This is a genomic window from Amycolatopsis sp. (assembly GCF_035546795.1).
In the GTDB taxonomy this organism is placed as follows: Bacteria; Actinomycetota; Actinomycetes; order Mycobacteriales; family Pseudonocardiaceae; genus Amycolatopsis_E.
In genome coordinates, this window is the sequence record NZ_DASZWC010000032.1 from 1 (window position 1) to 24607 (window position 24607).

Below are 24607 nucleotides of genomic sequence, written 5' to 3' on the forward strand. Positions count from 1 at the left end.
CGGAGATTGCCATGAATTTGCAGCTGTGGCAGCGATCCGTCGATCTCGCCGGGGACGATCGTCTCGCCGACAAGGACCAGGGTTCCGGCGATCCGGCTCGGCATCGCGACCACGTCTTGCGGTCGATCAGCCACCGGCCGAGATCAGCCACGGCCTGGGGCCGCGGTGTCGCGCGCTTCGTAGCGCGAGCCATAACTGTTCGTTGTGGCCCCACCCCGACATCGTCGGGTTGCCCGGGGCGATCGCCGCCCGCACCTGGTCATCCCTGACCAGGAGCACGAGCTTGGGGTGGAACGCCCCCACGCATCATCCTCGGCAATGACCGGATGTGACAGGGCCAGGTCGAACAGAGGCTCGAACAACTCTCGTGCCGCCCCAGGACACCGATGCCTACCCGGCCTCAGCGCTCCGTCGGAGATCGTCACCGTGCCCAGCGTCGCGCTGGAACCGTTGTACTGAGACCGGAAACCCCACGGTCGCCGTGAATACGTGCCCGGGCTGAGATCGCGCGCCCTCGCAAGCTCACCACGGTCAACGAGCCGACGGACCCTGTCAACACCACGTGCCTCCGGCGAAGCGACCTCCGAACATCCGAAGCCACATATGTCGTTTCGGTCGTTCGGTGACAGCTCTCACCTGCGCTTCCCCCATCGCTCTCCGCGGCCGTGGGCCGCCGTGTCGATGAAAGTCCGGTACCGGCCCGCGGATCCGGGCTCCGCGACGTCCTCGAGCCCCTGCGGGCAACGCAGTGCCGACCACAGCGCGGCACGCGGCCTCGGGTCGTCAACGACGGCGCGGTACCAGGAAAAGACCTCGGCCAGCAGCGCGTCGTCCATCGCGTACAGCACGGGCGGCGCGAGCCCGGTCAGCTCGAACAGGCCGCCCAGCGCCGTCAGCCTGTCCTCCAGCCGGTGCATCAGTTCGAACAGGCTGTCGTCCACCTGCGCGACCCGGGACAGATCGACCACCAGGTGCCGCGTGCCGGCGTGGAGCAGCCCGGCGAAGTGCGCGGCCAGGAGACGGAGGGCCCGCGCGTCGATCGACCCGCCGACCGTGACGACGGTGTAGTGATCGTCGCGCAATGTCGAGGTCACTGTGAAGTTTCCCGCGGTGCCGGCGACCTCGGCCGGCGCACCGCGTGCCTGCCCGGTGAGGCGTTGCAGCTCGGCGTACGCGGCCGCGTACGCCGGCTGATCGAGGTTCAGTGAGAGTCCGTTGACCATGGCTGACGCCCTTTCAGAGGAGCAGTTCGAACACCTGGAAGACCTGATCCCACTCGGCGGAGCCGGGGTTCTTGACGCGCGGGCCGATGATCTTGAACGCCTGGGCGAGCGCCACGCTGAGACCGCCGGCGACGGCGGGGAGCCGTGCCTCGGTGTCTTCGGCGATCGCGATCCCGAGCGGGGGACGCGCCAGGAGCTGCTCGAGCAGCGGCACCACTTCCAGATCCTCGTCCAGCTTGAGGAACTCGTGCATGCGCTCCTGCAGTCCCTTGGTGATCGGCAGGTCTCTCGGCTCGATGACATCCCGCCCGTTGGCCTTGGCCGTGGCCTTGGCGACCACGAAGAGATCGTAGATCTTGCGGTCCAGGAACTCGTCGTACCGTTTCAGATCGCTCTTGTCGACATCAAGGCTCGCGGCCATCCGGAAGAACCGTTCGAACCTCGTCGCACCCATGACCGGCATCAGGCCTCCTATGAGAGATGTTCGTGGACGAACCGGACGGCCATGGAGCCTTCCCCGACCGCCGAGGCCACCCGTTTGACCGAGCCGTGGCGTACGTCCCCGACCGCGAACACCCCTGGCCTGCTCGTCTCCAGCACCAGTGGCGCGCGATGCACCGCGCGCCACACGTCGGCGTCCCGGAACCCCTCGGCGTCCGCCCCGGTGAGCACGAACCCGTCCTCGTCGAGGGCGACCATCCCCGAAAGCCAGGCGGTGTGCGGGGAAGCTCCGATGAAGACGAACAACGCGCGGGCGTCGAGGACGCGGCGCTCGCCGGTGCGGTTGTTTTCGACGACCAGGGATTCGAGGCCGTCGCCCCCGACGAGCTCACGGACTTCGGTGTGGCCGAGCACGCTGATCCGTGGATGGTGTTCGACCTGCTCGACGAGGTAGCGGGACATGTTCGCGGCGAGATCACCGCCGCGCACCAGCAAGTAGATCACCGGCGAACCTTCCGCGAGGAACACCGCCGCCTGGCCTGCCGAGTTGCCGCCACCGACCACGGCCACAGGGGCGGCCAGACATCGACGCGCTTCGTGCAGGGTCGCGGCGTAGTAGACGCTGGTCGCTTCGAAGGTCTCGATGCCAGGTACGGCGAGCCTGCGGTAGCGGGCGCCGGTGGCGATCACGACGGTGCGGGAAACGATCTCGATGCCGTCGTCGAAGCCGACGGCGTAGCGGCCGCCGCGTGGTTCGAGGGTGCACGCCTCGGCCGGGACGGCGACCGGGACCCCGAACTTGGCCGCCTGGATCACCGATCGCTCGGCCAGCTCCGCCCCGGAGATCCCCTGCGGGAAGCCGAGGTAGTTCTCGATGCGGGACGTCGTCCCGGCCTGGCCGCCAGGAGCCAGGCTGTCGAACGCCGACAGCCGCAACCCGTCGGAGGCGCCGTAGACCACCGTGGCCAGACCACTGGGCCCGGCGCCGACCACGAGCAGATCCCGCACATCGGGTTCGGGTTCCGGCGGCCGCAGCCCGATTTTCCCGGCCAGCTCGGCGGTGCCCGGGTTCCGCAACACGTCGGTGCCGTTCAGCACGACCACCGGGGTGTCCGCGACGGCGACGCCGAGGCGCTCCAGGAGCGCTTCGGCCTGCTGGTCCTTGTCGACGTCGACCAGGCGGCACGGGAGCCGGTTGCGCGCCACGAACTCCAGCAGCCGCCTGGTGTCCGGGGAGTAGCAGGAGCCGACGATCCGCAGCCCGTTCCCGGCTCCGATGAGGAGCGTCCGCCGCACAAGGTAGGCACGCAGGATCAGGTCGCCGAGCACCGGATCGCCGAGCACCAAGCGCCGCAACGCGCTCACCGGGAGGGCGAGCACCTCGCCGGGTTCGGCGGCCACGGCGCCGACGAACGCGGGCTGCCCCTCGAGCAGCCCGAGTTCGCCCAGGAACCGGCGAGGTCCGTGTACGCGGACGATCTTCGCGTCGTCCCCTGTTCCTTCGGTGACGGCGACCTTGCCGCTCAAGATCACGAAGAACTCGGACGGCAGCCCGCCCTGCTCGTACAGCACCTCGCCCGCCTGGACCGGACGGCGTTCACCGCCTTCACCGAGCGCGCGGATCTGTACGTCCGTGAGCCGGGGAAACGCGCCGTACGGGTCCGGGGTCTCGGTCAGCGGCGCGCCGAGGTCGATCCCCGTCAAGGCTGTCATACGAATGTCTGATCGACATAGCACCAGCGCCAGGTCTCCCCGGGCTCGAACGAGCGCACGATCGGGTGCCTGACGGCGTGGGCGTGCTTGCTCGCGTGCTTCATCGGCGACGAGTCGCAGCAGCCGACGTGCCCGCACGTCAGGCACAGCCGTAAATGCAGCCACGGCGTGCCGGCGACCAGGCACTCCTCACAACCCTGCGGGGTTCGCGGCACCACGTCTCGGACGAGCGCGAGATGCCGGTCGACGACACCGGTCATCGCACCTCACCTTCCTTGGTCGAGGTGTTCGCCGACCGCGCCAGCGCCTGGTCGAGCCACTCGCGCAGCACGGGCGCCGGCGCGGCGCCCGCCTGCCGCGCGACGACCTTGCCGCCGCGCAGCACCATGAGCGTCGGCACGGCCTTCACGTCGAACCGCTGGAACAGGCCGGGTGCCTTGTCGACGTCGACCTTCACGAGCTTGACCCGCCCGGCCCGCTCCCGGGCCAGCTGGGCCAGCGCGGGGCTGACCTGCCGGCAGGGCCCGCACCAGGTGGCCCAGAGGTCGACCAGCACCGGCATCGTGGCCCGCTCCGCGACTTCCGCGAAGTCGGGGTCGCCGGCGTCGACGATCCACGGCAGCGGCTCGTGGCAGTGCCCGCACTTCGGTTTGCCCGCGGCGGCCGCCGGGACACGGTTCTTGTGGCCGCAGTGTTCGCAGACGACTGTGCCGGCGGTTCCGGTGGCGGAGCTCATGCCGCGGACCTCCCTTCGCCCCCGCTGTAGGTGACGACGAGCTCGCCGCCCTTGGCGTCGACGGTGATCACCAGCCCCTCGGTCGGGTCACCGCGCAGCAGCGTGCGGCCGATCTTGGTCTCGACCTCGTGGGAGATGTACCGGCGCAGCGGCCGGGCACCGTACACCGGGTCGAACCCGTGCTGGGCAATGAGTTTCCTCGCCTCCGCGGTCAGCTCCACCGAGATGCCCTGTTCGGCCAGCCGCCGGCGCAGCTCGTCGAACTGCAGGTCGACGATCCGCTCGATCTCGGCCGGCCCGAGCGGGGTGAACAGCACGATGTCGTCGACGCGGTTGAGGAACTCCGGCCGGAAGTGGTGCCGAAGCTCGGCCAGCACGCCGTCCCGGGCGTCCGGCTTGATTTCGCCGGTGGAGGTGACCCCGTCGAGCAGGTGCTGCGAGCCGATGTTGGAGGTCATGATGATCACCGTGTTGCGGAAGTCGACGGTGCGGCCCTGCGCGTCGGTGATCCGGCCGTCGTCGAGCACTTGGAGCAGTGTGTTGAACACGTCCGCGTGCGCCTTCTCGATCTCGTCGAACAACACGACCGAGTAAGGCTTGCGCCGCACGGCTTCGGTGAGCTGCCCGCCTTCGTCGTAGCCGACGTATCCCGGAGGAGCGCCCAGCAGCCTCGAGACGGTGTGCCGCTCCTGGTATTCGCTCATGTCGAGCCGGACCATGTTCTCCTCGCTGTCGAACAAGGCCGCCGCGAGGGTCTTGGCGAGTTCGGTCTTCCCGACCCCGGTCGGGCCGAGGAAGATGAACGACCCGATCGGCTTGCGCGGATCGCGGATCCCCGAACGCGCCCGGATGACCGCGTCGGCGACCAGCCGGACGGCTTCGTCCTGGCCGATCACCCGCTCGTGCAGGATCTCGTCGAGCCGCAGCAGCTTTTCCCGCTCGCCCTCCCGCAGCCGGGAAACCGGGATCCCGGTCCACGCGGCGACGATCTCGGCGATCTCGTCTTCGGTGACGACCTCGTGCAGCAGCCGCTTCCGGCCCTGCTTGCCCGCCAGCTGTTCTTCCTCTGCGGCGAGCCGGCGCTCGGCTTCGGTGATCTCGCCGTAGCGCAGCTCGGCCGCGCGGTTCAGGTCGTAGTTCCGTTCCGCTTCCTCGGCTTCGTGGCGCAGCCGTTCCAGTTCGGACCGCAGCTGCTGGACCCGCCGGATCCCCTGACGCTCGGCTTCCCACTGCGCCTTCTTCGAGTCCGCTTCGGCACGAAGATCGGCGAGTTCCCGGTCGAGGTCCGCCAAGCGCGCCTTGCTGGCCTGGTCGGATTCCTTGGACAGCGCGGCTTGCTCGATCTCCAGGCGGGTGACGCGCCGGGTGAGCTCGTCGAGTTCGGCGGGCATGGAGTCGATTTCCGTGCGCAGCCGCGCGCACGCCTCGTCGACCAGGTCGATCGCCTTGTCCGGCAGGAACCGGTCGGTGATGTAGCGGTGGGACAGGGCCGCGGCGGCGACCAGCGCGCCGTCCTGGATCTTGACCCCGTGGAACACCTCGAGCCGCTCACGCAGTCCGCGCAGGATCGAGATGGTGTCCTCGACGGAGGGTTCGTCGATGACGACCGGCTGGAACCGGCGTTCCAGCGCGGCGTCCTTCTCGATGTGCTTGCGGTACTCGTCGAGCGTCGTCGCGCCGATCATGTGGAGCTCACCGCGCGCCAGCATCGGCTTGAGCATGTTCCCGGCGTCCATCGCGCCTTCGGTGGCGCCGGCCCCGACGACCGTGTGGAGCTCGTCGACGAAGAGCAGGATGCGTCCCTCTTCGGCTTTGACCTCGGCCAGCACGGCCTTGAGGCGTTCCTCGAACTCGCCGCGGTACTTCGCCCCGGCGACGAGCGCGCCCATGTCGAGCGAGAAGATCGTCTTGTCCCGCAGGCCTTCCGGCACGTCGCCGCGCACGATCCGCTGGGCGAGGCCCTCGACGATCGCCGTCTTGCCGACCCCCGGGTCGCCGATCAGCACGGGGTTGTTCTTCGTCTTCCGCGACAGGATCTGGATCACCCGGCGGATCTCGGCGTCGCGGCCGATCACCGGGTCGAGCTTGCCCGACCGCGCGTCGGCGACCAGGTCGCGGCCGTACTTCTCCAGCGCTTCGTACGCGCCCTCGGGGGTCGCCGAGGTGACCCGCTGGTTGCCGCGGACTTTGGTCAGTGCCGTCAAGAACGACTCGCGCGTCACGCCGTACTGGGTCAGCAGCCGCCCCGCGGCGGACTTCGCACCTTCGTCGGCGAGTGCCAGCACGAGGTGTTCGACGGAGACGTATTCGTCCTTGAGCCGCTTGGCTTCCCGTTCGGCGGCATCCAGCAGACCGGCGAGGCGCCGGGTGACGTAGACCTGCCCAGGAGTGGTACCAGGGCCGGTCACCTTCGGTCGTCGTGCGAGCTCCGCTTCGACGGCTTCGCGGAGACCGTCGACGTCCGCGCCCGCCTGCTCAAGCAGCCGGGGCGCCAGGCCGTCGGGCTGATCGAGCAGTGCGAGCAGCAGGTGCTCACCGTCGGTTTCGGTGTGGCCGTGGCGCTGTGCGACGCTCTGGGCCTCCTGCAGCGCTTCCTGCGATTTCTGGGTCAGCTTGCTCATGTCCATCGCCGGTGGCTCCTGACTTGGGCTTCGAGGAAGTCGATGCGGTCCAGCAGGTCGAGCACGAGCCCGATGGCCGCGTAGTTGAGGGAAAGACCCGCGTGCAGGCGCTGGATGCGGGCGAGGGTGGCGACCGCGGACGGCGTGAACCACACCCGACCACTCGAGTCGGTCGTGCTGTCCACGAGGCTCAGTGCGACGAACCGGCGGATCAGCTCTGGGTGCAGTCCGCTTCGCGCGGCTACCGTGTCGAGGCTGAGCCGGACAGGACGCGCGAGCAGGTACTCGGCCATCAGGTCCTCCTCGGATCGAAATCGGACACCGCGGCGAGCTGTTCGAACAGCGCGCGCTCCCGCTTGCCGAGCTTCTTCGGCACCATCACGCGCACCTCGGCGTAGAGATCGCCCGGCTTGCCCTTGGGGTTGGGCAGGCCTTCGCCGCGCAGCCGCAGCCGCCGTCCGGTGGACGAGCCGGGCACGACCCGGACCTTCACCTCACCGCTGGGGGTCAGCACGGGGACTGTGGCGCCGAGCGCCGCCTCCCAGGGCGACACCGGCAGCTCGACTGTGATGTCGCGCCCGGACAGGCGATAGCGAGGATGCGGCTTGATCCGCACCACGAGGTAGAGGTCACCGGGCGCGGCGTTGCCGGTCGCTCGGCCGCCCTGACCGGCGAGCCGGATGCGCTGCCCGTCGAGCACGCCGGCCGGGATGTCGACGTCGTAACCGCGCTCGCCCGCGCCGGCGATGGTCAAATGCCGTCGCCCGCCCTGGTAGGCCTCCTCGACCGTCAGCTCGAGCTCGGCCTCCTGGTCGGCGCCCGCGATCGGCCCACCGGCACCCCGGCTTCGGAAGAAGCCGCCCAGCAGGTCCTCGATGTCGATGCCTTCGAAGCCCTCGGACCCGCCGAATCCCGGGCCTGCCCGGGCGTAGCGGACGCGGCCGCCACCCCGCCCACCGGAACCGGCGTACACCCGCTCGGCGACGTCGTCGGGCACCCGGCGGAAATCCGCACCGAACCGGTCGTACTTCTTGCGCTGCTCCGGGTCGGACAGCACCTGGTACGCCTCGCTGATCTCTTTGAAGCGCTCTTCGGCGCCCGGGTCCGAGTTCACGTCGGGGTGGTACTGCCGCGCCAGTTTCCGGTATGCCCGCTGGATTTCGTCGGTGCTCGCGGTTTTGGCGACACCGAGAGCCTCGTAGAAATCGGTTGCCACCGGCCATCACCCCGGTGACTTGGACACCGTCACGGCCGTCGGCCGCAGCTGGTGCCGGTCGGTCCCGTAGCCGGGTCGCATCACCCGGGTCACGGTGTTCGGTTCGGTGGCCGGGTCCTCGACGACGGCGACGACCTCGTGCCGGTTCGGGTCGAACCGGACGCCGGTTTCGTCGTCACGCGGGTACCCGAGCCCGGCGAGCAGCCGGACGGCTTGCTCCCGGATCGCTTGGACGCCCCGCACGATGGCCGATGGGTCCGCTTCGGCGTGCGCGAGCGCCAGTTCGAGGTTGTCGAGCACCGGAAGCCAGGCCGCCGCGACCCGTGCCCGTTCGGCTTCGGCCGCCTGTCGCAGTTCCGCGGCATGGCGCTTGCGCACGTTGTCGAGGTCGGCCACGGCCCGCCGCCATCGGTCCTCGATCTCGGCGAGCTTCTCCTCCGCCCCGGTCGCCGGAACCGGCACTTCCCGGGTGCCGGACTCCGTGCCGGCCTCGGCACCCTCCGCGGAGGGCTTCCCCTGCTCCGCGGCCTTTCCCGTGGTGGCCATCGATCCGCCTCACGCCCGGTCGAAGTCCGCGTCGATCACGTCGTCCTCGTCGGCCGCCCGCGCGCCGCCGGAATCGCTGCCACCGCTCGCCCGGGGAGCGTTGAGCCCGGCCAGCACCTGCTGCAGTTCCGAGGTCAGCGACCGCACCCGGTCCATCGGAGCGGCGTCCTGCACGGCCTCACGAGCCTCTTGGACGAGCATTTCCGCCCGCGCCTTCTCGTGCGGTGGGGTGGCGTCCGTGATTGCCCGTTCGACCTGGTACGCGGCCGAGTCGAGCAGATTGCGCGCGTCGACCTCCTCACGCAGCCGCCGGTCCTCGGACCGGTTGCGGTCGGCTTCGGCGACCATGCGCTCGATCTCCGCCTGATCGAGGTTCGAACTTTCGCTGATCGTGATGCCCTGCTGCGCGCCAGTGTTCTTGTCCTTCGCGGTGACATCGAGGATGCCGTTGGCGTCGACATCGAAGGTGACTTCGATCTGAGGCTCGCCCCGTGGCGCCGGCCGGATGTCGGTGAGCTGGAAGCGCCCGAGCACCCGGTTGTCGGCCGCCCGTTCACGCTCGCCCTGGAGCACCACGACGTCGACCGCGGGCTGGTTGTCCTCCGCGGTGGAGAACACCTCGGTCCGCCGCGCCGGGATCGTCGTGTTGCGCTCGATGATCTTCGTCATCACGCCGCCGCGGGTTTCGACGCCGAGGGAAAGCGGGGTGACGTCGAGCAGCAGAACGTCCTTGACCTCGCCTTTGAGCACGCCTGCCTGGACCGCCGCGCCGAGCGCGACGACCTCGTCCGGGTTGACGCTCATGTTCGGGTCCTTGCCCCCGGTCAGCCTGCGGACCAGGTTCTGCACGGCCGGGATCCGGGTCGATCCGCCGACCAGGATGACCTCGTCGATGTCGTTCGCGGTCACCTTCGCGTCGGCCATCGCCTGCTTGACCGGGCCGAGGCACCGTTCGACCAGGTCCGTGGTGATCTGCTCGAACACCGAGCGCATCAAGGTGGTCGTGAGGTGCTTGGGGCCGTCCTTGTCCGCGGTGATGAACGGCAGGCTCACGCTCGTCTGGCTGACCGAGCTGAGCTCGACCTTCGCCTTCTCCGCGGCTTCGAAGAGCCGCTGCAGCGCCTGCGGATCCGAACGCAGGTCGATGCCGTTGTCCTTTTGGAACTGATCGGCGAGGTGGTCCACGATCCGGCGGTCGAAGTCGTCCCCGCCGAGGTGGGTGTCCCCGGCGGTCGACCGGACTTCGACCACGCCGTCGCCGACCTCCAGCAGGCTCACGTCGAAGGTGCCGCCGCCGAGGTCGAACACGAGGACCGTCTCGTGGCCCTTCGAGTCGAGTCCGTAGGCGAGCGCGGCGGCGGTCGGCTCGTTGATGATGCGCAGGACCTCGAGACCGGCGATCTTGCCGGCGTCCTTGGTGGCCTGCCGCTGGGCGTCGTTGAAGTACGCGGGCACGGTGATGACGGCCTCGGTCACCCGCTCGCCGAGGAACTTTCCCGCGTCGTCGGCGAGCTTGCGCAGGACCTGCGCGCTGATCTCCTCCGGGGAGAGCAGCTTGTCGCGGACCTTGAACCGGACGACGCCGCCCGCACCCTCGACGACGTCGAAACCGACCGCCTTGGCCTCGTCACCGACTTCGTCGTACTTCCGGCCGATGAACCTCTTCGCCGAGTAGATCGTGCCTTTCGGGTTCAGGATCGCTTGTCTGCGGGCGAGCTGGCCGACCAGCCGTTCTCCGCTTTCGGTGAACGCGACCACCGACGGGGTGGTGCGCGCGCCTTCGGAGTTGGCGATGACCGTGGGCTCGCCGCTTTCCCAGGCGGCGATCACCGAGTTGGTCGTGCCCAGGTCGATGCCGACCGCCTTGGCCATCACACACCTCCGGTCATCTTGGCGAGCAGGTTCTTGGTTTCGACGGCCACCGCTTGGTCGGGATCCGAAGGGTGACGCGGTGACGGCGTCGGGGTGCCCGGCTGCGCAGTCATCGTCTGACTCCTAGATTTTCGCGTGTTCTTCCCGGGAGGCCCTTTCGGCGATCCGGGGTTCCTTTTCGGCCGTCTTGGCGCTACTGCCGATTTCGACCTTGCGAGGCTTACTGGCCTCGGCGACCGGGATACCGAGCAGGAGCACACCGCGGTCGAACTCCGCGGACAGCCGGGTGCTGTCCAGGTTGTCGCCGAGGAAGAATTGCCGACTGAATTCACCCTGCGGCCGTTCGTCGACCAGGAGTTCGTCACCTTCACGGCGCAGCGGGGCGCGACGGGCACGCACGGTCACCACATTGCGTTCCACCGTCACGTCGGCGTCCTCGGGGGCCACTCCCGGCAGATCCAGCGCGACGACGAACTGGTCGCCGCGACGGAAGGCCTCCATGGGCATCGCCCGTGGGCCGCGGGCGCCGGCAAGGGCCTGCTCGGTCAAACGTCCGAGATCGCCGAACGGGTCGAAACGCATTAAGGTCATGGCCTTCCTCATTCCTCATCGGATACCGGCCGTAAAGAGACCTATCGCGTCCAACGGACTGGGCGACGCGTTTCCTGACAGACAAGAATTTCTGCGGACAACGGCAGAATCGAGACCGTCGCAGTGGTCTCTCCGGTCACGACACACGATGGCATCTGCGGTCATGTCCGCGCTTGCGCCCGACAGGTCGGAATTCGCGGGAAATCATCGACCCGGCAGAGCAGGTTCGACCGTGTAAAATTTTGCCCGGTCGGCGCTCGAAGGCCCGGATGTACAGCCGCGGTGGCGGGAGTGTCCCACCAAAATGGACAAAGGTCGGACAGTTGGAGGCGTGACCGTTGTCGACGCGCGAACTGTTCGTCATCTCGACGATGATGTTCGACGGCCGCGAAGCTGACGACATCATCCGGTTGGCCGCCACTGCGGTGCCGTTGTTGAGCGGCTGCGACGCCAAAGCGGTGTACCTGACCGTCGACGGCGCACTCAGCCGTCGTGATGACGGGGAGCCAGACGTGGAACTCGACCGGCAGGTCCGGCTCCTCGACGGCAGCAGCGGTCCGCTCGTCCTGACCGACGGCGGTTGGTACTGGGGCTTCGCACTGCCCGGGCTGAGCGGCCTGACGGGCTACCTGGTGGTGAACGCGGCCAGGGAACCATCGAAGGACGAGGTCTTCCGGCTCGAGATGCTCGGGCAGCAGACGGCGGGCGCGCTGGCGAATGCCTCGCTCCACCGGCGGGAGCGGGCACAGGCCCTCGAACTGCATGAGCTCAACAACAGGCTGTCTGCATCGGTCGCCCGGCTCGAGCAGCAGACGCACGTGCACGAGGTACTCAGCGACGTCTCCGTGTCCGGTGCCGGCGAGCTCGGCATCGCCCACGCGGTGCACCAGCTGACATCGTTGCCAGTCGCGATCGAAGACCGGTTCGGAAACCTGCGGGCCTGGGCCGGTCCAGCCAAACCCGACCCATACCCGAAGCCCACGGCGCACCGTCGCGAGGAATTGCTCAGGCGCGCCGCCGCGGTCCCACATCCGCTCCGGGAGAAGGAAAGGGTGATCTCGCTGGTCAAACCGCGGCGCGACGTGCTCGGTGTGATGGCGCTCGTGGACCCACGGGAGACCGTGGGCAGCCACGAGATATTCGCGCTCGAATACGGGACGACAGTGCTGGCGCTGGAGCTGTCCCATCTGCGCAGTCTCGCCGAGGTCGAGTTGCGCCTGCGCCGTGACCTGGTCGACGACCTGATCACCGGCACCGACGAAGAGAGCGCCTACGCTCGCGCCGATGCGATCGGGCACGACCTGCGCGGCCCCCATCGCGTCATCGTCGTCCGGTGGGGCGGGAGGCAGACCGGCGACGCCGTCGCCGAGGCCGCCGGTCGAGCGGCTGCCTCGCTTCAGCTGAGCTCGATGATCTCGCGGCGGCTGGGAGCCGTGGTGCTCATCGTCAGCGGCCGTCTGGATGGGGACGCGCTGTACCGCACACTCTCGGCCAGCCTCGAAAGCGCCGGCGCGATCGGGGTCGGGGCCGGCTGCGACGGTCCTGGCGACCTTCCGAGGTCGTATTCGGAAGCGTTGCGAGCGTTGGGCATCCGCCAGAAGTCGAACTCGCCTGATGGCGTGACGACATTCGATGAACTGGGCGTTTATCGCATTCTGGACACTGGAAAGAATCGCGGCGAAATAGTCGCGTTCGTGCGGGAATGGCTGGGCCCGCTTCTCGACTACGACGAGCACAAGAACACGGATCTGGTTCAGACGCTGTCGCAGTACCTCGAATGCGGGGGCCATTACGACGAGACCGCTTCCGCGCTGCTGATCCACCGCAGTACGCTGCGCTACCGGCTGCGCCGGATCCGGGAGATCACAGACCTCGATCTCAATGACGTCGAAAGCAGGCTCAACCTGCACATGGCCACCAGGGCCTGGCAGGTGCTACGGGGTTCGGAGTGAACGGCTAGGGCTGCGGGCAGCGACGGGTGGAAACCGCAGGCGTACTCGGTGGCGATTCGACCATCGGGTCGAGCCGGCGTCTACGGGTACCAATAGCCGCTGGTGGGCCGGGAATTCCCAGGCGGCCAAGGCACGTCACCCCGACGCGCGGCAGCCGATGCAGAACTTGAAACCGTACGCTTCCTCGGCCGGGCTCCCCGCACTGTCCAATGAGTCCTGTCGCGGGATACCTTGGCGTCATCGCGTCCTTCGACCCGTCGAGAGTATTTCGGCACGATCGGCGGCGTGGACGTTCCTTCCCGGTCACGCGGTATGTCAATGCGCACCTCACCCACGTTCGCGCCGTCTCCAGCACGGTCTTCGTCAGGTACCGCCGCAGCCCAATCCGGCCCAACCCGGGATACCCCATCCGAGCGCACCTTCTCGCGATCCCTTCCAACCGGAGCGCCCACCACCCACAAGATCACGGACACTCCCGGCTGAAAGAAGTGCTTCCTGCCCTCGATCAGCGCGGTGATCGACGGGTCGAGGCGGTATCCACCGAGCCGCCAGGGTTCGCGGCCGTCCCGGGAATCGGCGTGGTGGCGGAGGTGTCCCGGTTGTGCAGCCAGGTGCGGTAGCGGCGTAGGGCGCGACGCTGCAGCAGGGTTTCCTGGGCGAAGGCCACGGTCGGGTGGGTATGTGGTCGTGTCGGGCGGCCCGCGCCGAGTCGTCGTAACTGCCGGCGGACTCGGGCCATGCCCACGGCCGAGGCGAGCGCTTTGTCCTTGATGGTGATCGGGGCGAGTTCGACCGCGGTGTCGTGGCCGTGGCGCCATTTGTTCGGCAGGTCGGGGTCGAGGGCCAGGGCGGTGCCCATGCCCGCCAGGTCGATGCCGCCGGCCAGGACCTCTTCGGCGACGGACCGGCGGACGATACCGCCGGTCAGCATCAACGGCAGCGGGCTGCTGCGGGCCAGTTCCTCGGCCAGGGTCAGGAAGTAGGCCTCCCGGGCTTGGGTGCGCTCGTCGGCGGCGCGCCCGGACATCGCCGGGCTTTCGTAGCTGCCACCGGAAAGCTCGACCACCTCGACGCCGAGCGGGGCGAGCAGCTCGATCACCCGGCCGGCGTCGGCGGCGTCGAACCCGCCACGCTGGAAGTCGGCCGAGTTCAGCTTGACCGCGACGACGAAGGACGGGGACACCACCTCGCGCACGGCCCGCACAATGTCCAGCAGCAGGCGCGCACGGTTGTCGAGGCTGCCACCCCACCGGTCGGTGCGCGTGTTGACCAGCGGCGAAAGGAACTGGGAAAGCAGGTAGCCGTGCGCGGCGTGGACCTCGACGCCGTCGAACCCGGCCTCCTCGGCACGGCGGGCGGTTTCGGCGAACCGCGCCACAGTCCGCCCGATCTGCGCGGCGGTCATCGCGGTGGGCCGGGCGAGCCGCTTGCTCTGCTTGCCGATGTCGACCTTGATCGGCGACGGTCCCCAGGCGATGCCGGGCATGTTCGCCATGACCTGACGGCCGGGGTGGTTGATCTGCATCCACACCTGTGAACCGCCGCTCTTGGCCGCGTTCGCCCACGCGCGGAACGGCTCCAGCGGCGAATGCGCGTCCAGGACGATCCCGGCCGGCCCGGTGAGCGCTTCGGCGTGCACCATCACGTTGCCGGTGATGATCAGCCCGGCCCCGCCGGCGCTCCAGCGGGCGTAGAGACGCCGGATCTTCTCACCAGGCAGCTGCCCGCCGGCCGCCATGTTCTCTTCCATGGCGGCCTTGGCGAGCCGGTTCGCCAGTACCGATCCGTTGGCCAGGGTCAACGGTGTGAACAGGGGCGAGGTCGTCATGGATTCCTCGATCCGTACGGTATGTTTGCAGTGCTCACATAACGCTAGAAGGGAATGTAAGCAGTGTCTACATCCGGCAAGGGTGGTTACCATCACGGCGACCTGCGGGCGACCCTGATGACGATCGCGATGGGGATGCTCGAACAGGGCCGGCCGTTCTCCCTGCGGGCCATCGCGCGAGAAGCGGGCGTTTCGGCCACCGCGCCCTACCGGCACTTCGCCGACCGCGACGCGCTGGAATCGGCACTGGCCGCGCAGGGGCTGCGCGATCTGAAAGCCGACCTGCTCCGGGGTGGCGGGCCGCCCGCCACCGTCGCCGATCTGGCCGAACTGGGGGTCGGCTACGTCGACTTCGCCCTGCGCCGCCCGGCCCTGTTCCGGCTGATGTTCGGCAACCCGTGCGACGACACGAACGACGAGCGCGTCCGCGCCGCGGCCGAGGTCCACGAACTGCTCGCGGGCGCCGTGTCCGGCGTCTTTCCCGAGGCCGACCCGGTCGCCCTGGCCACCGCGGGCTGGGGCCTGGTGCACGGGCTGGCCTGCCTCTACCTCGACGGCAAGCTGGCCGGCGGCTCGGCCGAGGATGTCGCCGGCCAGGTGCGCTCCTCCTTCACCGCGATATTCACGGCCCGGCCCGCCATCGAGGCACCTGATCGGCACCTACGCGGGTAACCGCGACGGGTGAGTCCCCCACCGCCGTGTTGACGGTGCTCACATCGAGTCCTACCGTGATGTAAGCACTGCAAACATAAGGCGTGAGGGAGCAACTCCGATGTCATCGACGCACCGGGACAAGGTCGAGGTCGACTTGGGTGGTCGCACGGTCACGGTTGCGAAGGGCGGCCTGTTCGACCGGTACCGGATGGACACCGATCTCGACGAGGTGGCCCGCGATCCGCGCGTGCCCGGGGTCGAGTTCTTCCGGCGGCTGCCCAAGACGAGGGTCGATTCGCCGATCGGCCCGACCTTGACGCCGAACTTCTACTACCGGATGTCCTCGGCGCGGATGACCATGCTCGCTCCGTCCCGCGCCATCCGGGCCCGCCTGCCCGGGGAGCTGGCGCCACTGGAGGTCGCCCCGGGTCTCGGGCTGGCCTCGGTGATCTTCTTCCGCTACGACGTGTGCGACATCGACTTCTATACCGAGGCCGCGGTCGGAGTCGCGGTCAAACCCGCCCGGCACGGGCGGCTCGGTTTCGTGGACCTGCTCGCCGCGCTGAAAAACGACCACCTCGACTCCTACGTGTTGTCCCTGCCGGTCAACACCGACATCGCGCAGGTCCGCGGCCACGACGGTTACGGCTTTCCCAAGTGGGTCACCGGGCTTGACGTCGATATCGACGCCGGCCGCGCCACCGCGCGCGTGGCCAACGACGCCGGCGAGACCGATCTGGCGTTCTCCGCGCCCACGCCCTCACAGCACAGGTACCGCAGCGGCGAGCGCGTCTCGACCCTGACCTCCTACACCTCGATCGACGGTGCGTGGCACTCGACGCTGAGCCAGACCAACGCGCTGTCGGCCGGCGGCACGTCCTTTCCGCGTGGCATCGACCTGCAACTCGGCCAGGGCCGGATGAGCGAGGACCTGCGGTCACTCAAGCCGATCCGGACGGTCCGGCTGGACGTGATCACCGAGGGGCAGCTCGCCCTGCACCTGCCTGTCCCGTACTCGGTTCCGGCCGCCGCCTGACCGCGAAGGAGTGAGTCGATGATCAAGGTTCTGCAGGTTCTCTCGGCCGCCCGCGTCTGGACGCTCAAGGACGGCACGCAGCACCCCACCGGGTTCTGGGCCGAGGAGTTCGTCGTCCCGTACACGCTGTTCACCGAGGCAGGCTGGGACGTCACGCTTGCCACCCCGGGCGGCAAGCAGCCGGTCGTCGACCAGCTCAGCCTCGGCGTCAAAGGCGGCGTCCTGCCCCGCGCCGCCAAGAAGCTCAAGGCCGAACTCGACCGGCTCGCCCCCGTGCTGGCGAACCCGACGGACCTGTCCACTGTGGACCCCGATGACTTCGATGTCGTCTTCTACTCCGGCGGGCACGGACCGATGGAAGACCTCGCCGTCGACGCGATCTCCGGCGCGCTGCTGACCAAACGCCTGGCCTCCGCCCGGCCGCTCGCGCTGCTGTGCCACGCCCCGGCCGCGGCACTGGCCGCGAAGAACCCGGACGGCAGCTGGCCCTTCGCCGGCTACCGGATGACCGGTCTGTCCAATGTGGAGGAACGGCTCAACCCGTTCGCGTGGAAGGCCAAATGGCTCCTGGAAGACCGGCTCAAACAGGCCGGCGCCGACTACACCGCCGGCCTGCCACTGCGCTCCAACGTCGTCACCGACCGCAACCTCTACACCGGACAGAACCCCGGCTCCTCGGCCGCGCTCGCCCGCCGCATCATCACCGACCTCACCGGGAAGGAGTAGCCCCTGGACCTCGTCGACCCGCCCGCGTCCTGACGAACTGGAGAGACACCCATGACTCAGCTTCCGCCTCCCCTCACCCCCTACCTCGAGCCGGCCGCGAAGGAACTGGCCGAGGCGACCGACCCGCACCCGCGCATCTACGAAGTACCCCCGGAACAGGGTCGCCAGATTCTGCTCGACCTCCAAAGCGGCGAGGGCGTGCCACGTCCGGACGTCGACGAGGAATGGGTCGAGGTGGACGCCGGGCAGTGGGGCACGGTCCGCACCCGCATCATCCGGCCCCACGGGACCAGCGGCCCGCTCCCGGTCGTGTTCTACATCCACGGCGCCGGCTGGGTCTTCGGCGACGACAAGACCCACGACCGGCTCTTCCGCGAACTCGCCGTCGGCGCCGGCGCCGCGGGCGTCTTTCCCGTCTACGACCGCGCGCCGGAAAAGGGCTACCCCACCCAGGTGGAACAGAACTACGCCGTGGGCCAATGGGTCCTGCGCCACGGCGCCGAACACGGCCTGGACACCACTCGCATCGCCGTCACCGGCGAATCGGTCGGCGGCTGCATGTCGGCGGTGTTCGCCCTGATGAACAAAGACCGCGGCGGCCTCGACCTCAAGGCCCAGGTCCTGCTGTACCCGGTCACCAACGCCGATTTCAACACCCCCTCCTACCTGCAGTTCGCCGAGGGCTACTACCTCACCCGCGACGGCATGCAATGGTTCTGGGACGCCTACACCACCGACCCCGCGCAACGCGCCGAAAAATACGCCTCACCGCTGCAGGCATCCGTGGATGACCTCAAGGGCCTGCCCACCACCCTCGTCATCACCGACGAGGCCGACGTGCTGCGCGACGAAGGCGAGCAATACGCCAACAGACTCCGCGAAGCCGGCGTCGACGTCACCTCCGTCCGCGTGGCCGGCATGGTCCACGACTTCCTGCTCCTGGACAGCCTCCGCGACACCCGCGCCGCCAACGTCGCCCGCCACCTCGCCATCGACACCCTGAAAACAGCGCTGCAGTAACCACAACCCCAGACCGGCCCGCGCAAGAGCCCACCCACACCGGATCGGGCGGACACCTACGCGATCCGCGCCGCCGTGCCCGGCCATTCTCTTGCACCGCTTAAATCCCACGTCCCGTGCAGGCGGCACAGCCCGCCGGACGGTCATGACCTGTGCGGTGTCGTGTCCGTCTCGCCGAAGGCGTGGCGTCCTCCCCGTCCGGGCATCAATACCGTGCTCGACCTCAGGATGGACCGGCTCAGCCATCGGCGCCCGCATCCCGACGGCAATCGCTCTGTTGTGGAAGGCAAGGAACCGCTGAACAAGCACGAGACCCGGCTCGAGTCGGCCGAGGCCGCGGGTGTCCTCGTCGCGGTGGACAGTCCCGTCCTGAGCGACGCCACGTGGCACGACGCGCTCCCCCGGCCGCGGAAGACCGCTGCCACAGCGGCGATCCTGGACTCGGTCGTGACCGTCCGCGACGCCGGGGACCTGACCTGCGCGCTGCTCGACCAGCTCGGCCTGCTGCGGCAGCTCACCGGCGGGTTCGACGTCGAGACGACCGTCCGGACGGCTCGGAACTACCTGGTCACCGGCCGCTCGGGCGACGCCGTCGTGTCGCTCGGCGGAACCGTGGCGCCGGAATCCTCCGTGCGGCTGGAGGCCGTCGGCACACAGGAGCGCCGGACGTGTTCGTTCAGGACGGACGGGCCCGCCGTGCCCACCGTGGTGACCTTGTTCGATGCGCGGGGAGCCCACTCGGCGCGCCTCCGGTACGAAAGCGGTCGCCGCGCCTCGTGGCTCGCCCTGCACGCCGCACTTCGCGACGGGACCGTTCCCCCGCACGCGCTGCGCCACTTCCTCGACGACGTGCGCCTGATCTCCGCGGAGGCGTGCTAAGCCGGGAACAGCAGGCCGAGGGTCACCTCGCGGTTGACGCGGACGTGTGCCAGTGCGCTGGCCTTGGCGCGTTCCGGATCGCCCGAGGCGATCGCCTCGTACAGCTCCCGGTGTTCGGTCAGCAGATCGTGCCAGTGCTCATTCTGTCTGGTCAGCCAGGCCAGGCGGCCGCTTAGCGGCTGCATCATCGTCAGCAGCAGCCGATGCCCGGCCACCGCGAGGATCTCGTCGTGGAAATGGTTGTTGGCCACGGTGATCCGGGTGCCCTGGCCGCTTTCGGTGGCTTTCGCGGCGCCGTCGAGGCTCTTCCTCAGCCGTGCCAGACCCTGTGTGCCGGCGCGTTCGGCGGCGAGCCCGCAGGCGAGCACCTCCAGCGCCTCCCGCACGTCGAACAGCTCTTCAACGTCCGTTTTGGACAGTTGACGCACCAGAACCCGCCGCGGCGAAGGGGTTTCCAGGAATCCTTCCGACTCCAGTGCCCGGATCGCCTCGCGCACCGGCAGCCGTGAAACACCCATCTCCTCGGCCAGTTCGCGCTCCACAAGCCGGTCCCCCGGCTTGAGCCGGCCGGTGACGATCCAGTCCCGCAGCTCCTCGGTCACCCGTTGCCGCACCACAGCCAGCGGTTTTCCGGTTAACACGAACGCAACCCGCCTCTCCCTTGACGCCCGCGTCCCCAGCGTACGACATTTGGGATGCCAAAGTTGGTATCCCAAAGTCATCTGGAGGCCAATCCGTGACTGCACTGGAAACCACACACGACCTCGGTCCGGCCGCCGGATCCCGGCTCTACAACGAGGACCTCGCCCCCGCGAAAGAGCGAAAGTGGAAGGTCTACGACATCTTCGCGCTGTGGATGTCGGACGTGCACAACCTCGGCAACTACACCTTCGCGGCCGGACTGTTCGTGCTGGGGCTCTCGGCGTGGCAGGTGTTCACCGCGCTGCTGTTCGGCTTCGTGATCATCTACCTCGGAATGAACCTGATGGGGCGGATCGGGCAGCGCACCGGGGTGCCCTTCCCGGTCGTGGCGCGGATCAGCTTCGGCACGGCCGGGGCGAACCTGCCCGCGATGATCCGGGCCGTGATCGCGATCTTCTGGTACGGCATCCAGACCTACCTCGCTTCGGTCGCCATCACGGTGCTGGCGCTCGCGATCGACCCGGGGCTGAAACCCTTGACCCAACACGGTTTTCTCGGACTGCACGCGCTGGGCTGGATTTGTTTCGTCGCGCTGTGGGTGGTCCAGGCGCTCATCCTGACCCGCGGCATGGAGTCGGTGCGCAAGTTCCAGGACTGGTGCGGGCCGGCGATCTGGGTGGTGATGATCGCGCTCGCGGTGTGGATTCTCGCCGCCGGGCACTGGAGCATCTCGTTCACGACCAGTCCGAAAGCGCTTTCCACGGGCGAGCAGGTGAGCCAGTGGTTCGGCGCGGCCGGGCTGATCCTGGCGACCTACGGCACGCTCATGCTCAACTTCTGCGACTTCTCGCGCTTCGCCCCGGACCAGAAGACAGTGCGGCGCGGGAACTTCTGGGGACTGCCGGTCAACTCGACGGCGTTCGCGCTGCTGTCGGTGATCGTCACCGCGGGCAGTCTGCAGGTCTTCGGCGAAGCGATCACCGACCCGGCCGAACTGCTGTCGAAGGTGCACAGCACGCCGGTGCTGATCGTGGGCGCGCTGACGTTCGCGGTGGCCACGATGGGCGTGAACATCGTCGCGAACTTCGTTTCGCCTGCCTACGATCTGGCCAACATCTGGCCGAAGCGGATCAACTTCAAGACGGGCGGGATGATCGCCGCGGTCTTCGCCCTGTGCGTGCTGCCGTGGAAACTGTACTCCTCGCCCGCGGTGGTCAACTATTTCCTCGGCGGCCTCGGCGCGTTCCTCGGCCCGTTGTTCGGGATCATGATCGTGGACTATTACCTGCTGCGGCGCGGAAAGATCGATGTCGCCGCACTGTTCGACCCCGCGCCGGGTACGCCGTACCACTACCGGCGTGGCGTGAACCCCAAGGCACTGGGGGTGTTCCTGCCGACGGCGGCGCTCACCGCGGTGATCGCGTTGGTGCCGGTGTTCGCCCCGGCGGCGCCCTACTCGTGGTTCATCGGTACGGCGGTGTCCGGGCTGGCGTATTTCCTCATCGGAGGGAAGCGACAGGTTTGAGTTGTCCCAACGCCGCCGTGGCGTCAGAACAGAGTCGCGGGCTCGACCGGCGCCGGCTCGGGCAGCGCGCCGAGGCCGGGCACCAGCGCTCGCACGTCGTCGTGGAACCGGCGGGCGAGCGCCGGTGCGTCGACGTTGTCGGGGGTGTGCACGAAAACCGTGGGTGACCGGCCCTCGCGCAGCCAGCCGGCGACCACCGCCGCCCAGGGCCGCCAGCCCTCGATCGTCTCCTCGGCCGAATCCCGGCCCAGGTAACGGACGATCGGCCGGCCGGTGAGTGCCCGCGTCCGCCGCGGCAGCCGCGGTTTCTTGGCCCAGGCCTCTTGTTCGGCCTCGCTGGTCGGCGGGCGCTGGAAGAAAACGGTGGTGTCGAACGGAACCCACTCGGCGTCCGCGTCGGCGAGCGCCCGCTCCAGCAGCGACGCCGAGCCGGAGTCGGTGAAGAACCCGGGGTGACGCACCTCGACGGCGCGCCGGCGTCCCGCGGGTAGCCGGCGCAGGAAACGGCCGAGGGCATCGACGTCCGAGGGGCCGAACGAGCCGGGCAACTGCGTCCACAGGACCGCCCGTTCGCCGAGCGGCTCGATCGCGTCCAGGAACGCCCGCATCTCGGCCTCGACCCCGGCGAACCGGCGCTCGTGCGTGACGACCTTGGGCAGCTTGAGCACGAACCGGAAGCCAGGGCCGGTCTGCCGCGCCCAAGTCTCGACAACCTCCCGGGCGGGTGTCGCGTAGAAGGTGGTGTTGCCTTCGACCGCGTTGCACCAGCCCGCATACGCCCGCAGGCGCTCCTTGACCGGCAGCGACTGCGGCAGGAACCGCCCGGTCCACGCCTTGTGCGTCCACATCGCGCAGCCGACGTGAAGACGTGCCACTCCGTCCGCTCCCATCGGTCGTGAATGAAAATTACACTGCCGTGTCGGCGCGGAACAGCCGGCTCGGGTGCCACGGCGTTCTCCCGGTTCATCCGGTGTGTTGACGGCGGCGCCGGACCGCAACCACGCTCGCGGGACGCATCGTCGCCGACGTGACCGGGAAGGAGTAACCCCTGACACTTCCCCCGGCGTGATCAACTCCCCAGAACTCCTCTTAGACTTTCGGGAACGTTCCCACTACCATCGCCAGGAGAGCTGCGACATGGGGCGAAGCCGGGAAGCTAAGGGGCGGAACATGGCCGAACAGGTCCGGTCGAAGAAGGTCGTCGTGGTCGGAGGCGGGGTTCTGGGCGTCTCGACGGCGACGCAACTGGCCGAGGCCGGCGCGTCGGTCACGGTGATCACCGAGTCGGGCCTGACCAGTGGCGCGTCCGGGCGGTCGCTGTCATGGCTGAACTCGGCGGCCCGGCGCTCACCGGAGTACCACCTGCTGCGCGTGCTCGGCATCGACCGCTACCGCACCCTTTTCGCCCGGCAGCCCGGCGCATCGTGGTTGCGCTTCGACGGCGCGCTCTCCTGGGGCGGGCCGGAGGGGGCGGACCAGGTTCGTGCCCTGCACGAATACCAGCGTTCCATCGGGTACGACTCGGTCTGGGTCACCGCGGACGAGATTCCCGCCATCGCGCCCGGCGTCGATCCGAAAGCTGTTCCCGCCGACGGTGCGACGTTCAACCCTGGTGAGGGCTGGGTCGATCTGCCGTCGCTCGTCTCCGTGCTCGCTTCGCGCCTGACCGATGCGGGAGGCGTGATCGTCGAGAACGCGGGGCCGGTCGAGGTCGTCACGAAGGGCGACCGGGTGGTGGGAGCACGCACTCCCGGCGGGGTGACCTACGTCGCCGACGCCGTGCTCCTCGCGACGGGCGCAAACGTGCCGCGGATGCTCGCCGAGCTGGGCTCGCCCGTTGATGAGCGGACACCGATCTCCGTGCTGGCCCACACCGAACCGCTGGCGCTGCCGCTCAAACTCGCGCTGAACACCCCCAGGGCCTCGCTGCGCCCCACCCCGGACGGACGGCTCGCCGTCGACTCGGGCTGGGTCGAGGACCATGTCAGCCGGCACGCCGACGGGGCGTACGAGGTTCCCGGCGCCGTCGTCCGTGAGCTGCTGCTCGAAGCTTCCGCGGTACTGGAAGGCCATCCCGAGCTACGGCTCGCGTCAGTCCACATCGGACCGAAGCCGATCCCGGGTGACGGGGAGCCGGTGCTGGGCGCGATCACCGCCGTCGACGGACTGTATACGGCGTTCACGCACAGCGGCGCCACACTGGGCCTGATCGCCGGCGAGCTGCTGGCCGCGGAAATCCTGTCCGGGCAACCACATCCGCTGCTGGCCAAGTTCACCGCGGCACGGTTCGCGTCCACCCGCCGCGCGGTCGAGGGAGGACGCTGATGGTGCATGCCAAGTCTGGCCCGATCCGCACGGCGGTCATCGGGTTCGGTGTCGCCGGCAGGGTTTTCCACGCCCCGTTCCTCTCGGCGCTCGACGAGTTCTCGCTCGACGCGGTGGTCACCGCCGACCCCGCGCGCCGGGCGGAGGTCGGCAGCCGGTATCCCGCGACCCGCGTCGTCACTTCGGCCGACGAACTGTTCGGCCACGCCGAGGATTTCGACCTCGTGGTCATCGCGACCCCGCCCGGGACGCACGCTCCGCTCGCCAGGATCGCGCTTAGCCGGCGGCTCGCGGTCGTCGTGGACAAACCGTTCGCCACCACCGCGGAAGAGGGACAGGCTCTCGTCGAAGAGGCGGCACGGCAGGACGTCGCGCTCACCGTGTACCAGAACCGGCGGTGGGACGGGGATTTCCGGACGGTGCGGCAACTCGTCGGCGACGGGCGCCTCGGCGAGGTGCGGCGGTTCGAGTCGCGGTTCGAATGGTGGAAACCCCAGCCGCGGCCGTCCTGGAAGACCCGCGCCACGGTCGCGGCGGGGGGCGGGATCCTGTTCGATCTCGGTACCCACGTCATCGACCAGGCGCTGCAGCTGTTCGGCGACGCGGAGGTCGCTCATTTCGAACTCCACACCCGCCGCGACGGCGGCACCGCGGACGACGACGCGTTCGTCGTCCTCCGCCATTTCGCCGGTGTCACATCACATCTGTGGATGAACTCACTCGCGCCCCAGCCTGGCCCCCGGTTCCGGGTGCAGGGTTCGGCCGCGACGTATGTGAAATCGGGTCTGGACCCGCAGGAGGCGAGGCTGGCGAACGGTTTCCCGGCGACGAGTCCGGGCATCGGCGCTGATCCCGAATCCCACTGGGGCACGCTCGGCGCGGGCCCGGACCTCGAACGGATCCCGACGCTTCCCGGCGACTACGCCGGTTTCTACCGCGCGCTGGCCGATTCCCTGTCCCAGGGCGCCCCGCTCCCGGTGGATCCGAGCGGGCCCCTTCGCGTGCTCAGGCTCATCCAGGCGATGCTCGCGACGATTCCCTCTCCTGGCAGCGAGTCCTGA

Annotated in this window: 23 protein-coding genes; 9 read left to right on the top strand and 14 right to left on the bottom strand. The window is 68.9% G+C overall.

The genetic code is table 11. The features are described from left to right. Nucleotides 1-632: 632 nt before the first annotated feature. The 11 genes from VHD82_RS19440 to VHD82_RS19490 form a co-directional block, all read right to left on the bottom strand. On the bottom strand, nucleotides 633-1223 hold the full coding sequence (locus VHD82_RS19440; RefSeq protein WP_325705475.1) for an STAS domain-containing protein: 591 nt from the start codon (nucleotides 1221-1223) through the stop codon (nucleotides 633-635). 13 nt (nucleotides 1224-1236) lie between these two features. After that, nucleotides 1237-1686 carry a DUF1931 family protein gene (locus VHD82_RS19445; RefSeq protein ID WP_325705478.1) on the bottom strand — a complete coding sequence of 150 codons (450 nt, stop codon included), beginning with the start codon at nucleotides 1684-1686 and terminating at the stop codon, nucleotides 1237-1239. Between the two features lie 8 nt (nucleotides 1687-1694). Further along, a complete protein-coding gene (locus VHD82_RS19450) occupies nucleotides 1695-3377 on the bottom strand; it encodes an FAD-dependent oxidoreductase (RefSeq protein ID WP_325705481.1) in 1683 nt (560 codons plus the stop codon). Continuing rightward, on the bottom strand, nucleotides 3374-3637 hold the full coding sequence (locus VHD82_RS19455; RefSeq protein WP_325705484.1) for a UBP-type zinc finger domain-containing protein: 264 nt from the start codon (nucleotides 3635-3637) through the stop codon (nucleotides 3374-3376). The genes VHD82_RS19450 and VHD82_RS19455 overlap by 4 nt, the downstream gene beginning before the upstream one ends. Next, nucleotides 3634-4113 (bottom strand): thioredoxin, encoded by a 480-nt coding sequence (trxA, locus tag VHD82_RS19460; protein WP_325705487.1) that lies wholly within the window; start codon nucleotides 4111-4113, stop codon nucleotides 3634-3636. Before trxA ends, VHD82_RS19455 begins: the two co-directional genes overlap by 4 nt. Beyond that, nucleotides 4110-6740 (bottom strand): ATP-dependent chaperone ClpB, encoded by a 2631-nt coding sequence (clpB, locus tag VHD82_RS19465; RefSeq protein WP_325705489.1) that lies wholly within the window; start codon nucleotides 6738-6740, stop codon nucleotides 4110-4112. Before clpB ends, trxA begins: the two co-directional genes overlap by 4 nt. After that, nucleotides 6731-7027: a chaperone modulator CbpM gene (locus VHD82_RS19470; RefSeq protein ID WP_325705492.1), complete on the bottom strand. Its 297-nt coding sequence runs from the start codon at nucleotides 7025-7027 to the stop codon at nucleotides 6731-6733. The genes clpB and VHD82_RS19470 overlap by 10 nt, the downstream gene beginning before the upstream one ends. Then, on the bottom strand, nucleotides 7027-7950 hold the full coding sequence (locus VHD82_RS19475; protein ID WP_325705495.1) for a DnaJ C-terminal domain-containing protein: 924 nt from the start codon (nucleotides 7948-7950) through the stop codon (nucleotides 7027-7029). Before VHD82_RS19475 ends, VHD82_RS19470 begins: the two co-directional genes overlap by 1 nt. Before the next feature lie 6 nt (nucleotides 7951-7956). Further along, nucleotides 7957-8496, bottom strand: a complete 540-nt coding sequence (locus VHD82_RS19480; protein ID WP_325705498.1) for a nucleotide exchange factor GrpE — start codon at nucleotides 8494-8496, stop codon at nucleotides 7957-7959. A 9-nt stretch (nucleotides 8497-8505) separates the two neighbouring features. After that, nucleotides 8506-10368: a molecular chaperone DnaK gene (gene dnaK / locus VHD82_RS19485; RefSeq protein WP_325705501.1), complete on the bottom strand. Its 1863-nt coding sequence runs from the start codon at nucleotides 10366-10368 to the stop codon at nucleotides 8506-8508. A gap of 123 nt (nucleotides 10369-10491) precedes the next feature. Next, nucleotides 10492-10959 (bottom strand): Hsp20/alpha crystallin family protein, encoded by a 468-nt coding sequence (locus VHD82_RS19490; RefSeq protein ID WP_325705504.1) that lies wholly within the window; start codon nucleotides 10957-10959, stop codon nucleotides 10492-10494. Nucleotides 10960-11297: 338 nt separating this feature from the next. On the opposite strand from VHD82_RS19490, the gene VHD82_RS19495 reads away from it, so the two are divergent. Beyond that, a complete protein-coding gene (locus VHD82_RS19495) occupies nucleotides 11298-12911 on the top strand; it encodes a PucR family transcriptional regulator (protein WP_325705507.1) in 1614 nt (537 codons plus the stop codon). A 505-nt stretch (nucleotides 12912-13416) separates the two neighbouring features. Here VHD82_RS19495 and VHD82_RS19500 read toward each other — a convergent pair. Next, a complete protein-coding gene (locus VHD82_RS19500; protein ID WP_325705510.1) occupies nucleotides 13417-14739 on the bottom strand; it encodes an NADH:flavin oxidoreductase/NADH oxidase family protein in 1323 nt (440 codons plus the stop codon). Between the two features lie 63 nt (nucleotides 14740-14802). Between VHD82_RS19500 and VHD82_RS19505 the strand changes: the two genes are divergently transcribed. The 5 genes from VHD82_RS19505 (at nucleotide 14803) to VHD82_RS19525 (ending at nucleotide 19054) form a co-directional block, all read left to right on the top strand. After that, on the top strand, nucleotides 14803-15411 hold the full coding sequence (locus VHD82_RS19505) for a TetR/AcrR family transcriptional regulator (protein ID WP_325705513.1): 609 nt from the start codon (nucleotides 14803-14805) through the stop codon (nucleotides 15409-15411). Nucleotides 15412-15511: 100 nt separating this feature from the next. Continuing rightward, a complete protein-coding gene (locus VHD82_RS19510) occupies nucleotides 15512-16429 on the top strand; it encodes an acetoacetate decarboxylase family protein (protein WP_325705516.1) in 918 nt (305 codons plus the stop codon). Nucleotides 16430-16447: 18 nt separating this feature from the next. Continuing rightward, nucleotides 16448-17155 (top strand): type 1 glutamine amidotransferase domain-containing protein, encoded by a 708-nt coding sequence (locus VHD82_RS19515; protein ID WP_325705519.1) that lies wholly within the window; start codon nucleotides 16448-16450, stop codon nucleotides 17153-17155. A 51-nt stretch (nucleotides 17156-17206) separates the two neighbouring features. Next, nucleotides 17207-18175 carry an alpha/beta hydrolase gene (locus tag VHD82_RS19520; protein WP_325705522.1) on the top strand — a complete coding sequence of 323 codons (969 nt, stop codon included), beginning with the start codon at nucleotides 17207-17209 and terminating at the stop codon, nucleotides 18173-18175. Between the two features lie 162 nt (nucleotides 18176-18337). Then, nucleotides 18338-19054 carry a hypothetical protein gene (locus VHD82_RS19525; RefSeq protein ID WP_325705525.1) on the top strand — a complete coding sequence of 239 codons (717 nt, stop codon included), beginning with the start codon at nucleotides 18338-18340 and terminating at the stop codon, nucleotides 19052-19054. Here the strand turns inward: VHD82_RS19525 and VHD82_RS19530 are convergent. After that, nucleotides 19051-19695: a GntR family transcriptional regulator gene (locus tag VHD82_RS19530; protein WP_325705528.1), complete on the bottom strand. Its 645-nt coding sequence runs from the start codon at nucleotides 19693-19695 to the stop codon at nucleotides 19051-19053. The two genes, VHD82_RS19525 and VHD82_RS19530, sit on opposite strands and share 4 nt — an antisense overlap. Nucleotides 19696-19790: 95 nt before the next feature. Here VHD82_RS19530 and VHD82_RS19535 point away from each other — a divergent pair, with 95 nt between their 5' ends. Then, a complete protein-coding gene (locus tag VHD82_RS19535) occupies nucleotides 19791-21221 on the top strand; it encodes an NCS1 family nucleobase:cation symporter-1 (protein ID WP_325705531.1) in 1431 nt (476 codons plus the stop codon). A gap of 23 nt (nucleotides 21222-21244) precedes the next feature. Here the strand turns inward: VHD82_RS19535 and VHD82_RS19540 are convergent, their stop codons facing one another. Continuing rightward, a complete protein-coding gene (locus VHD82_RS19540) occupies nucleotides 21245-22069 on the bottom strand; it encodes a DUF72 domain-containing protein (RefSeq protein ID WP_325705663.1) in 825 nt (274 codons plus the stop codon). A gap of 322 nt (nucleotides 22070-22391) precedes the next feature. Between VHD82_RS19540 and VHD82_RS19545 the strand changes: the two genes are divergently transcribed. After that, nucleotides 22392-23546, top strand: a complete 1155-nt coding sequence (locus VHD82_RS19545; RefSeq protein WP_325705534.1) for an FAD-binding oxidoreductase — start codon at nucleotides 22392-22394, stop codon at nucleotides 23544-23546. Next, nucleotides 23546-24607, top strand: coding sequence for a Gfo/Idh/MocA family protein (locus VHD82_RS19550; RefSeq protein ID WP_325705537.1), 1062 nt, complete (start codon nucleotides 23546-23548; stop codon nucleotides 24605-24607). Before VHD82_RS19545 ends, VHD82_RS19550 begins: the two co-directional genes overlap by 1 nt.